Source organism: Carboxylicivirga litoralis (genome assembly GCF_025499605.1).
GTDB classification, from domain to species: domain Bacteria; phylum Bacteroidota; class Bacteroidia; order Bacteroidales; family Marinilabiliaceae; genus Carboxylicivirga; species Carboxylicivirga litoralis.
In genome coordinates, this window is the sequence record NZ_JAFMVC010000001.1 from 304,767 (window position 1) to 317,230 (window position 12,464).

8 protein-coding genes are annotated in these 12,464 nt (G+C 38.7%); 3 read left to right on the top strand and 5 right to left on the bottom strand.

Going from position 1 to position 12,464, the window contains the following annotated elements:
• Positions 1–131 precede the first annotated feature (131 nt).
• From J1N10_RS01270 to J1N10_RS01290, 5 genes are all read right to left on the bottom strand, one after another.
• Positions 132–1,091, bottom strand: coding sequence for a bile acid:sodium symporter family protein (locus J1N10_RS01270; RefSeq protein ID WP_262324857.1), 960 nt, complete (start codon positions 1,089–1,091; stop codon positions 132–134).
• Positions 1,092–1,333: 242 nt separating this feature from the next.
• The gene (locus tag J1N10_RS01275; RefSeq protein WP_262324858.1) at positions 1,334–3,079 is read right to left on the bottom strand and encodes a SusD/RagB family nutrient-binding outer membrane lipoprotein; all 1,746 of its coding nucleotides are present in this window, start codon (positions 3,077–3,079) and stop codon (positions 1,334–1,336) included.
• A gap of 10 nt (positions 3,080–3,089) precedes the next feature.
• On the bottom strand, positions 3,090–6,752 hold the full coding sequence (locus J1N10_RS01280; protein ID WP_262324859.1) for a SusC/RagA family TonB-linked outer membrane protein: 3,663 nt from the start codon (positions 6,750–6,752) through the stop codon (positions 3,090–3,092).
• Between the two features lie 122 nt (positions 6,753–6,874).
• Positions 6,875–7,876 (bottom strand): FecR family protein, encoded by a 1,002-nt coding sequence (locus tag J1N10_RS01285; RefSeq protein WP_262324860.1) that lies wholly within the window; start codon positions 7,874–7,876, stop codon positions 6,875–6,877.
• A gap of 159 nt (positions 7,877–8,035) precedes the next feature.
• Positions 8,036–8,617 carry an RNA polymerase sigma-70 factor gene (locus J1N10_RS01290; RefSeq protein WP_262324861.1) on the bottom strand — a complete coding sequence of 194 codons (582 nt, stop codon included), beginning with the start codon at positions 8,615–8,617 and terminating at the stop codon, positions 8,036–8,038.
• Positions 8,618–8,969: 352 nt separating this feature from the next.
• On the opposite strand from J1N10_RS01290, the gene J1N10_RS01295 reads away from it, so the two are divergent.
• From J1N10_RS01295 to pyrF, 3 genes are all read left to right on the top strand, one after another.
• Entirely contained in the window at positions 8,970–10,139 is a 1,170-nt protein-coding gene (locus tag J1N10_RS01295; RefSeq protein WP_262324862.1) for an AIR synthase related protein, read from the top strand.
• A gap of 179 nt (positions 10,140–10,318) precedes the next feature.
• The gene (gene prfA / locus J1N10_RS01300) at positions 10,319–11,404 is read left to right on the top strand and encodes a peptide chain release factor 1 (protein WP_262324863.1); all 1,086 of its coding nucleotides are present in this window, start codon (positions 10,319–10,321) and stop codon (positions 11,402–11,404) included.
• 114 nt (positions 11,405–11,518) lie between these two features.
• Positions 11,519–12,346 (top strand): orotidine-5'-phosphate decarboxylase, encoded by an 828-nt coding sequence (pyrF, locus tag J1N10_RS01305; protein WP_262324864.1) that lies wholly within the window; start codon positions 11,519–11,521, stop codon positions 12,344–12,346.
• Positions 12,347–12,464 lie beyond the last annotated feature (118 nt).

The window sequence follows — 12,464 nt, forward strand, 5'->3', positions numbered from 1 at the left end:
AATCAATTTAAAGGGTTATTGACAAGAGTCAGATTGAAGTATCCAAATATATTAACTATCAACATCATCTGGCGGACAAGTATGTTCAATAGTTGACCAACTATGTTTACGAGATACAAACAGAGGTTATTTTACATCTGCTTTCCTTTTTTCTGCGCGATAAAACTCACTATAATTAATTGAAAAGCATGATAAATCATGATGGGCACCAAAAACAATCCTTGCCCGGCCACATTCTGAAACAGCACTTTAGAAAATACTGTTCCGTGCACCAACGACTTTTTTGAACCACAAAACAAAGCAGCAATCTTATCTTCACGATTAAAATTCATTAACCCTGACAGAAAACCAATTACACCATAAACAATAATGAACAGCGCTAAGACCGAAATACCAATTAACAATAAATCAAGCCAGCTAATTTCTTCAAATAGTCCGGCAGTGAACGACTTGCTAAAACTCTTGTAAACGATAAGCAGAATCACCATTTTATCAAAACGAGCCAATTGCTTTATATGTTTTTTTATAAATGCACCAAAGTATTTGTGTAATACTAGCCCCACAATGACAGGTACTAATATCTTGAGTAACAAGTCAAGTATGATTTCTGAAAAATCAAAAGCACCTTCGGCAGTCCAGAATAACCCCATCCAAAGGGGCGTAACAACTATTCCTATCAATCCGGATATGCTGGCATTAAAAATAGCACCGGCCATATTTCCTTTGGCTAACACCACCATTACCACCGACGATGAAACAGTGGATGGCAACGCTGCTAAAAAAAACATCGCTAACCATATCATTTGTTGCTCCTCGCTCCTCATCAAAGGCTTGAAAGCTATAATTATCAAGGGAAACAATACGAATGTTGCCAATTGAACGAGCAGATGAAGACGATAATTACTCAATCCTTCTTTCATTTGTTGCGGACTTAGCTTCAAGCCATAAAAGAAGAATATAAGCGTAATGCCTACATCAGTTAATAACTCCAAATTGATTTTTCCATTATAGATACCTGGTTGTGGAAAAAACCAAGCCAATGCAATCATTGTTATAAGGCCAATTATAAAAGGATCGAGTTTTTTGAGCATATGAGAAAGCGATTATTAGACAAATGTAATATATCTCACAATTATATAATTGTAACAACCTGGGTTCGATATGAAATCAATTACTCAAACCTCTTGATAACAGCTATTTAAAAGTTGCAAGCCATGCCTTTATTAAATGTTTAATCTACTTCTCTAAATTTTATTACTATACTAAAATACAGAAACAAAAAAGAGGGAGCTAGTTACCTAACTCCCCCAATTCATTGTTTCCCGATTAGTTGTTATTCTTTTGTTCGTCCCGTCCACCAAACTGGTGTATCGTGGTCATTTTTGTATGCAACTGCTGCAAAGTTATCAGGATTAGTTGTCTCTTCACTTGATGGATAATAGAAACGCTCCATCCACACAAAAATATCAGAAGTAGGTGTTAAAACACCGTAATCCTTCTGAAGGCGTCGAGTTTCACTCCACACTTCCCAATAGTTTAAAATGCTCAAATGAGCCATTTTTTGATAAAAGATCTCTTTAATCTTATCATAGTCACTCATCGCATTAAATGCAGCCACTTTATTATCAAGGAATGCAGCTATAGTAGCAGCATCAGGCTTTGAAGGTTGTGAACCATCCATAATGGCAACTGGTATAGCTGGAGACGATGCATCATCAAACGTGTTACTTCCATTCACCTCGTAAAACCAATCAATAGACTGTGAAATAGCTGTACGATACTCCTCGGCAGCATTAACACTTCCAGCAACACCCGGATATCTGATGGCAGCTTCAGCCAATAACAGGTGCGTTTCAGTTGGTGAAAATGCAGGGTACTCCATGTCAAAGTTAAAAAAGGTTTTCTTGTTATAGAACGAGAAATAAGGTTCTAAATGGTCATCATATGCCCAGTTCTTAGCATTGTCAATACGCTCCTGATCATACCCTAAAGCTTCCATATCCGTTTGGATTTTGTCAAACTGAGTAGGTCCCCAACTATCACAACCTACATAATCACCCCATTGATTAGGTTGAAATACTACATATGTCCTTGGATCAATCTGATCGGCAGGTGCAGTTGGTGAAGTATATCCAAAGATATCCTGCATTACAAAACGTGGTGCATGAAAATTATACCACATTTCCTTCATGGCTCTTGGCCAATACCATGCCATCACGTGCGCATAGTCGGTTTCTGCCAACCCAATGAAATCCTCGGCCTCAGAAACTACTGGTTGATTATTAGAAATAATATCGCCAATAATTTCCTGTGCTTTAGCCGCATCCACATTGCTTAAACGCATGGCCATTCTTAATCGTAAGGAATTAGCAAATTTTCGCCACTGCTCAATATTACCATCATTAAGAATATCATGTACCAAAAACTTCTGGTGAGCCAGGGAGCTATTTAATTCATAACCATCTAGTATGGTTTGAATTTCATCTAATGACTCCAATAATGTTGTATAGATATACTCCTGGGTATCATACTTCGCCCAGAATTTTTTCTGATAAGCTCCATTTGCCTCAGAAAATGGCACATCATCATAAATATCAGTCAGACGCTGAAACATGTAGGCCTTAACGATATTAATACAATGTACATAAATGGCATAGTCTTCCTGTTCTTCTTCCGACAAATTATTGAGCAACAAGTTCATCACCGGGATGTTCTTGTTGAAATCCACATATGTTTTATTGAACTGAGTATTTCTCAATGTTGCTCCAGACCAACCTGTCCATAAGGTATATGAACCTGGCTCATAATTATTAAATGCTGCATAAGGGAATGTTCCCAAACCAAACAAACGATTAAAAGCACGGCACTGGTGATAACCAGGTCCATATTCGAGACGAAACAGTTCAGTTGGCTGAAGCGCACCTGTAAAGAGCATAGCAAAATCTGCCTGGGTCACTTTATCCGGGTTGTAAAACTCTTCTTCCAGTTCATCCTGACAAGAAGACAATCCTAAAACGAGGCCTGTCAACATTAGTAAAAGTAGTTTACTAATCAGGTCATGTATCTTATATATTTTCATAGTATTTTATTTAGAAAGCAAGTTTAACTTCAAATCCATAACTTCTTACACCTGGTAAACCAGAGTACTCAGTAAACTCATTGGTACCTGCAAATGATTCCGGAGTAACGTTTGGAATATCCTTATATAGATAAGCAATATTGGTTCCGAAAACTGAAACTCTGGCTCTGGTCAGGAATGTATTGCTTAAGTACTTCTTTGGTACTTCATAAGCAAAAGTGATGCGACGTAAGGCTAAATAATCACTCTTAAATACCACATCTTCTGTAATATCCATATAGCCTTGCCAATAAGTTCTTTCGTAATACTGCTGAGCACTGATTAATTGATCATTAGGCGTTCCATCACCTTTTACACCGTCCAGAATAACTCCATCATGGAATATCCATTCATACTTCGAATCAGTAGGTGCTGCATCTGAATGAGAACTTAATCCTACTAAATCACCATTGTTATTGATATAATATGGCAAACCTCCTCTTGCTTCATCGCGATATTTTAATGACTCAACACCTGTACCATTGCCTCGCAAGTACATGTTTGTTTGAGAAATTAACGTTCCTCCAAACTGGAAGTCAAAGTCAAAATCCAGATAGAATCCTTTATAACCAAAATTAGTATTAAAACCACCTATTACATCAGGTAATTCTTTACCTACTTTAACCTGATTTTCAGTATCAAACTCATAAACACCATTTGAGCCAACTACAAGGTTACCATTTTCATCGCGTAACCATGGATTAATATAATATTCACCAAATTCACCACCTACACGTGCTTCACGACTTGCACCTGTAACACCCCATAATGGAAGTATTTCAACACCTTCTGCTAATTTTTTAATCTTAGTGTTATACTTAGCCAGGTTAAGGGTAGCACTCCATACGAAGTTATTTGTCATAATTGGCTTACCGGTCAATTGCAATTCAATACCATTATTTTGAACATCCCCAGCATTAGTAATAATACGGTTTACACCTGATGAGCGCGGAACATCCAAAGCCATTATCTGGTCATATGTATTGGCTTTAAACCATGAGAAATCAATTCCTAAACGATTACCCTGAAACATATTAGCTTCAAAACCCATCTCTATTTCACGCTTACGTTCTGGCTTCAGGTTTTCAGTTGGGAATGTACCTTCGGCAATCGCTTTATCAAAATCAACTGGTGGCATATCACTTGATGCTGTTTGATATGGAATACCATTGTAACTATCAACATTAAAATTCAGGTTACCAAAATAGGCTGGTCCTGGACGCCCCACATCAGCATAAGATGCACGGAACTTAGCATACTTAATAAAATCAGGCAACGCCAATGCTTCACTTGCAATCCATGACAGACTGACACCTGGGTAGAAATAGCTATTGTTAGCAGGAGGTAAAATACTTGACCAGTCATTCCGTCCTTGTACCTCTAAATACAAATAATCGCGGAAAGCTATTTGCGCCGAACCTAACACACCATAAAGAGTATATGAAGTACGACTCCCGCTACCTTCAGATTTCACATCTTTACGTGAATTAGTTAAAGAGAACCAATTCTCAATTAAAAATTCCTGTGTTAATGACTTTAAACTTCGGTCCATACTATATTCATAAACACCACCTATAAACCCAGATAACCTGAAATCATCATTGATTTTCTTATCGAAATTTAAGAGTGCCTGATTAGTTAGCTTAAGAATGTTTCGCTCACTAACCGAGTAATAACCTTGTGTAGGATCTTCATCCAACGGACGCATTACTTTCTTTTTCACTTCACCCAATTTGCGTGTCATATCAAATCCTGAGCGTAAAGAAAGTGACAACCAATCGGTGAATTCAATACCCAAATTAGCCGACTGGATAAAGTGGTGACGTTCTTCATCAAAATCATTCTGTGTCTGGTTCCAGAAGTATGTAGAACCAATCTGACTAGCTGCAGAACCTGCTGCCTCACGACGTTCCTTGTCTCTAAAATACCAATAAACACCCGTTTCGTCATGGATATTCTGTTTCCATAATTCAGGCTTCATATCGCGATTCACACCATATGTCACCAACTCATCCTGCATTCGGAAAGGTGCATTGTGGTTAAATGTGTAATAATAATTACTGATATAGCCTAGCTTGATTTTGTCGGAAATATTAATATTTCCATTAAAACTTAGTATGTGGTTTTTCTGCTCAGCACCTATAATTGTACTTGTATACTGCTTATTAGTGTATGAAAAACGGAAGTTTCCAACTTCACCAGCATTTGATAATGCAACGCTATTAGTTGCCAAGTGACCAGTTTGAAAAAGATCACTGTAGTTATCCGGTTGTGCTGTATAAGGCCTCATCTGTCCATCCCACCATAATATTTCACGACCATCCATTTTAGGTCCCCATCCGGCAGCACCACCAGAACCCCAAAATACAGGCGTTTTCACACCATTAACATCTTGATACTTAAATCCATACTCATCAGTCATATCGGCATCAAGCCCTTCAACAGCCATGGTATTACCTGTACCAAACTCATTTTGTAAATCAGGCACAAAGGCTGTATTGTCCCAGGTATAACTTGATGCCACTTCAACACCAAAACCTTTTTTGCTTTTACCCGATTTAGTAGTGATTAAAACAACTCCATTCGCACCCGCATGCCCATATAACACAGACGCCTTAGCTCCTTTTAGAATTTCCACCGACTCAATATCTTCAGCATTGATATCGTTGATACCAGTACCACGGTCACGTCCATCCCTATCATTTCTGTTCATTCCTGAATTCTCATCAAAGATTGGAATACCATCCACCACAAATAAAGGACGAGTAGATGAAGATTCTGTCAGCGATACTGAGTTACGGATATTAATAATCATACCTCCGGTAGGACCATTAGCTGTGCCTGAGATTTTAACACCTGCAGCCTTACCATATAACGATGTCAAAGGGTTTACCGGCACACCACTTTTTACCAATTCATCAGACTTAATAGAACTTACCGAGTAACCAAGAGCTTTTTTATCGCGCTTAATACCCAAAGCTGTAACCACTACTTCGTCCAAACCAGTTGTTTCTTCAATCAGGGTAATATTAATTTCACGGGTTCCTCCAACAACAACCTCCTGATCTGTAAACCCGATGTAGGAAAATACTATTACATCATCGGCATTGTCTACCTCAATATTATAAGTTCCATCGATACCGGTGATAACACCGTGTTGAGGGTTCGTCTTTTCATAAACATTAACGCCTGGAAGCGGCTCACCATTAATATCGGTGACTTTCCCGGTGACTGTTAAGGTTTGTTGTTGAATACTATTGTTATTTTTTACAACAGCTGACAACACAACATGATTCTCAATCATAGAGTACCGCACATCACTGCTTTTAAATACAGTAGCCAGCAGGTCTTCTAACGACTGGTTGTCAGCTTTAACGGTTATACCTTTATTTACATCGATATTTGAATCGCTGTAAATAAAAGTTACATCGGTCTGTTTTTCAATCTCCTCAAGAAGCTGCTTGATGCTAACATCTTTGAGATTTAGGTTCACTTTTGATTGCGAGTAAACATTGGCTGATAACTGCAATGTACCCACCAATACAAATAGTATCAGTAGTTTCATAATTCTTAATGTTTGTAGCCAGGAAGCATACCAGCCTCCCGAACAGGCTTTTTCTGCACTTTTTTTCATAGTTTTGTAATGAATGTTAATGAATATCCAACTGCAATTGGATGTTTTAAATCTTATCAGGAGTATGTTGGCGCATATTCCTGATTTTGGCTAACAATCTCTTTTAATTTCTTTTACATAGGCTAAAGGTTTAGAATTGTAATAGAAACCCGCTCTCCATCAATATGATATTCAAGCGGCTGAACTAGTTTCATAATATTTAGTAATTCACTCAATGATTCAGACTTAACCGTAAACGTAAAACGTTTCTGTGCCAATAGCTCACTATTATTTAGCTCTATAGCAACACCATACCATTTATCCAGCTTCTCAATCACCTCAGTAAGAGGTGTATTATCAAACTTCAACACATTATCTTTCCAGCAGATAATATTGTTAATATTACCTTCAATTATTTGCAGACTATTTCTGTAGCCATTGGCCAAAGCCACCTGACCAGGTAGTATTCCCACCTTTTTCCCATTCAACAAAGACACATCAACTCTACCTTCGAGTAAAGAGGTTTCTGTATGTGGCGATGAAGCGTAGGCCATCACATTAAATTTTGTCCCTAACACTTTCACTTCACAATCTTTAGTGTGCACCAAAAATGGCAAATCGGCGTTGGAGGCCACTTCAAAATAAGCTTCACCTTCAAGGCTAATGTTACGGTTGACACGCCCATAATCCGTGTTATAGGTCAACACTGAGGCAGAATTAATCCATACAATTGTACCATCAGGTAGTTCGAGTCGACTTTTTTCTCCACTTGGCACAACCGTTTTAACGAGAAGCACCTCAGTACCTGCATTTTGTTGATAAAGCATTAAGAAACTGACCCCAGCTAACAAAACCACAACTACAGCAGCTACAGCCTGCCAGATTCTCAACACCTTTTTAAGCTTTAAAGCAGAGTTAACAGACACATTTTGAATATGAGATTTAAACTTCAACCATTCTTGCCTGGTATCAGCCACCTCATTGGCATCAAGATAAGAGCTTTCCCATACATCTTTTATTTCAACATAATATCGAGCATTGCCTTCGTTCTCTTTAACCCAATCAACTAGCTCATATTGCTCCTTAAGAGACAAATCACCTTCCAGGTAATCAATTATTCTTTTTTCTATTGTTTGTAAATCCATTTCTTTTCAGGCTTCATTGCTATAACACATCAACTGCTTTTTACCCTACCCATAATTTTAAGATTTTTTACATTTTTTCACATACCCAATAGAATAACAACGCTTCACCACCTTACAAGTAAGTAGTGTGCTGCATTGAAAACTAAAACATCTAATGATTTATAAGAAAATAGATAGCAATTCGGCAAATTCCTTCCTGAACACAAATAACGCTTTGGTAATCTGTTTTTCTACCATTTTAACAGAGACTCCCATCCTTTCAGCAATTTCTTTGTTTTTTAAGCCTTCATTACGACTCATTTGAAACACCTCTACACATCCCTTTGGCAAACGATTCATAACCTGTCCGAACTGCTCTTCGAGTTCCAACTCCAAAAGACTTGTGAAGGGATTATCTGGATTGCAAACAACAGAACGCTCAGCCGCATTCATCACGGCAGCCGGAGTTTCGTCAATAGTTTGTAGTTTTTTGTTATCTCGTATTGTATTTAAGGCCTTGTTTCTGACCGCCTGAAATAAATAGGCTTTCGCATTACCTTTAAAAGTCCGATGTTCAATCTGTTTCCAAAAAGCAGTAAAAACCTCCTGAACAATATCTTTAGCCAGCTCAGTATCATGCACATATTTATTAACATACAAAACCAATCTGCCATGATATTTCATATAAAGCTGTTCAAAGACAACAGCTCTTTCATCAGACGACAGATTTCCAATTTGCATATCAATTAATTTCCCTTCCATTACCTCCTTAATTATATACAACCCTTATATGTCTATAATTATTTTGTGTTTTCCTTTCGTCGTTATCGACAATACAAATGACAACAGTTTTTAACCATTGTTAACGTTTGCAAATTACGGATTTCTGCAGACAAAATCATTCTCTTGATAGATATACAACTTAAAAAGAACATAATTCCCCTAATAAAGAACATTATTTTAGTATTCACTGACACACCATAAGCCACTGAATCCTTCACTAAATGGATTTTAGCATAAAACACGACTCTATAGACGCTTTTTTTGATGATGCCGAAAGATTGTACTATTTTTGCACTCCGAAATAGGGTAAAAAACTGATAAATTTATACTTGTGAGCTCAGATTCGAGATACAACCAACGCGGCGTTTCCGCTTCAAAAGAAGATGTACACAACGCCATTAAAAACATTGACAAAGGCGTATTTCCACAGGCATTCTGCAAAATTGTTCCTGACATACTTGGGGGCGATGATGAATATTGTAATATTATGCATGCCGATGGCGCCGGAACAAAGTCATCACTGGCTTATCTCTACTGGAAAGAAACAGGTGATGTATCGGTTTGGAAAGGAATAGCTCAGGATGCCATCATCATGAACGTGGATGACTTGTTGTGTGTTGGTGCTACAGAAAACATCCTGGTTTCATCAACCATTGGTCGTAACAAAAACCTGATTCCGGGTGAAGTCATTTCTGCCATTATTAATGGAACAGATGAACTACTGGCTGAGTTGAGAGAAATGGGCATCAGCATATACCCTACCGGGGGCGAAACAGCTGATGTGGGTGATCTTGTAAAGACTGTTATTGTTGACAGCACGGTAACTTGCCGCATGAAGCGTAGTGATGTGATTTCGAACCACAACATTCAGCCCGGCGATGTTATTGTTGGTTTATCATCATCAGGTCAGGCGACTTACGAAAAAGAATACAATGGTGGTATGGGAAGTAATGGTTTAACTTCTGCCCGCCACGACGTTTTTGCCAAATACTTGGCAGGAAAATACCCTGAGAGTTTTGATGGTTCAGTACCGGAAGATTTGGTTTACTCAGGTAACTACAAATTAACCGACAGCGTAAAAGACTCCCCGCTTGATGCCGGCAAATTGGTACTTTCGCCTACCAGAACCTATGCCCCGGTAATCAAAAAGGTATTGGACGAAATGCGCAGCGATATTCACGGTATGGTTCACTGTTCGGGTGGTGCTCAAACCAAAGTATTGCACTTTGTGGATAATGTCCATGTAATTAAAGATAACTTATTTGATGTTCCGCCTCTTTTCAAAACCATTCACGAAGAATCAGGTACAGACTGGAAAGAGATGTACAAAGTGTTTAACATGGGACATCGCTACGAAATATATTTATCACCTGAAAAGGCTGATAAAATTATTGAAATTGCCAAATCATTTAACATCGACGCACAAGTTGTTGGTCGTGTGGAAGCGCACGAAGGCAAAAAACTGACCATCGAAAGTGAATTTGGTACTTTCGAATATTAAAGGCAACTGAAAACACTTGCTCACTGAGCGAAGCCGAAGTGATTATCTATTGATAATATATATTCATATAATTTCATCTCGACTTCGCCCGATGACCAACGTTCATTTTCAGAACAGCTAATTGAACGATAGACGTTTATACGCCTGTCAATTGTTTAATGATTGTCAACAACTAAGATATGGCACAACACGATTTATTAGAAAAACTGGAAGGTCTTCGATTGCGTTTCCTGGAGGTATCTGAGCAGATTACCAATCCGGAAGTTATTGCTGACACCAAAAGATATGTTAAGCTCAACAAAGAATACTCAGAGCTTGAAAAAGTGGTTACAGTTCGTAACGAATTTGAAAACACTTTAAACAACATCGAATCAACAAAGGAGATGCTCAAAGAAGAGACGGATCCAGAGATGAAAGAGATGGCCAAAATGGAGTTGGACGAGTTGGAAGCCAAGCTTCCAGTGATGGAGGAAGAAATTAAAGTACTTCTCATCCCTGCCGATCCTCAGGACAGCAAAAATGCAGTGCTTGAAATCCGTGCCGGAACAGGTGGTGATGAAGCCAGTATTTTTGCCGGCGAATTAGCACGTATGTATACCAAATATTGCCAGGACAAAGGCTGGCGCGTTGAAATCACCAATAGCAACGAAGGGACGTCCGGAGGTTATAAAGAAGTGGTGATGAACGTAACGGGAACTGGGGTGTATGGTATTTTAAAATATGAATCAGGTGTTCACCGCGTTCAGCGTGTGCCACAAACCGAAACACAAGGGCGTGTTCATACATCAGCTGCCACTGTAGCGGTTTTACCTGAGGCCGAAGAGTTTGATATTGAATTAAAGACTGAAGATATCCGTAAAGACACTTACTGTGCATCAGGACCTGGTGGACAGTCGGTTAACACCACTTATTCAGCTATCCGATTAACACACATCCCATCAGGCATTGTGGTTACTTGCCAGGATCAAAAATCACAGCTGAAGAACTTAGATAAAGCCATGGCTGAACTACGTACGCGTCTTTACAACTTGGAATACCAGAAATACCTGGATGAGATTTCATCGCAGCGTAAAACGATGGTGTCATCAGGCGACCGTTCGGCTAAGATCCGTACTTACAACTATCCGCAAGGACGAGTTACCGATCACCGCATCAACCTGACAATGTACAACTTGCCAGCCATTATGGATGGTGATATTCAGCAAATCATTGATAAACTAATCGTTGAAGAAAATGCTGAGCGCTTGAAAGCAAGCGAAATGTAAAAATGCGATTCGCATTTTTACAGCTGACAGCTATTAGCTATTAGCTATTAGCTTTTTTTAAACAAATAATCATTTTGCTAGCAGCTAACAGCTAGCAGCTAACAGCTATACAATATGACATCACAAGAGCTTTTTGAAAACATTAAAAAGAAGAAGAGTTTTTTATGCGTTGGGTTGGATACCGACATCAATAAAATTCCACGTCACTTATTAGACACGACTGATCCTATCTTTGCTTTCAACAAGCAGATTATTGATGCAACACACGATGTAGCGGTTGCCTACAAACCAAATTTGGCATTTTACGAGAGCCTGGGCGTAAATGGCTGGAACTCGTTGGAAAAAACGGTTAACTACATCAAATACAATTACCCTGACATTTTCATTATTGCCGATGCCAAGCGTGGCGATATTGGCAATACCTCAGCGATGTATGCCAAGGCATTCTTCGACCACATGGAGTTTGATTCAGTAACCGTTGCTCCATACATGGGCGAAGATTCGGTAAAGCCATTCTTAACACATGTTGACAAGTGGGTAATTTTATTGGCATTGACCTCAAACAAAGGTGCTTTCGACTTCCAGTTTATGGAAGAGAAGGACGAGAAGTTATATGAGAAAGTGATTAAAACCAGTGCCACATGGGGAACGGAAGAAAACTTAATGTATGTAGTAGGTGCCACTAAAGCTGAAATGCTGGCAGATATACGCAAACTGATTCCAAATCACTTCTTATTGGTTCCTGGAGTGGGTGCACAAGGAGGAAGTTTAGAAGAAGTGGCTAAAAACGGAATGAACAGTAAATGTGGTCTGTTAGTCAACTCAAGTCGAGGTATTATTTACGCCAGCGATGCTGAAGATTTTGCTGAGAAAGCGCGCGAAAATGCCATTGCTGTTCAGCAAGACATGGAGAAGTTACTAAAACAGCATGGTCTGATTTAACAACCATCTATAATATATGAAAGCCCGAAGCAGTTTTGTTTCGGGCTTTTTTGTTGCTCTAATCACAATAGCAACTTGCGCTTCTTAACAATATATTTTAATTTCAGTTGCTAAACCA

Excerpts from the sequence above, each read along its gene's own strand:
- J1N10_RS01270 (WP_262324857.1), bottom strand. The coding sequence starts at position 1,091 with ATGCTCAAAAAACTCGATCCTTTTATAATTGGCCTTATAACAATGATT.
- J1N10_RS01275 (WP_262324858.1), bottom strand. The coding sequence starts at position 3,079 with ATGAAAATATATAAGATACATGACCTGATTAGTAAACTACTTTTACTA.
- J1N10_RS01280 (WP_262324859.1), bottom strand. The coding sequence starts at position 6,752 with ATGAAAAAAAGTGCAGAAAAAGCCTGTTCGGGAGGCTGGTATGCTTCC.
- J1N10_RS01285 (WP_262324860.1), bottom strand. The coding sequence starts at position 7,876 with ATGGATTTACAAACAATAGAAAAAAGAATAATTGATTACCTGGAAGGT.
- J1N10_RS01290 (WP_262324861.1), bottom strand. The coding sequence starts at position 8,617 with ATGGAAGGGAAATTAATTGATATGCAAATTGGAAATCTGTCGTCTGAT.
- prfA (WP_262324863.1), top strand. The coding sequence starts at position 10,319 with ATGGCACAACACGATTTATTAGAAAAACTGGAAGGTCTTCGATTGCGT.
- pyrF (WP_262324864.1), top strand. The coding sequence starts at position 11,519 with ATGACATCACAAGAGCTTTTTGAAAACATTAAAAAGAAGAAGAGTTTT.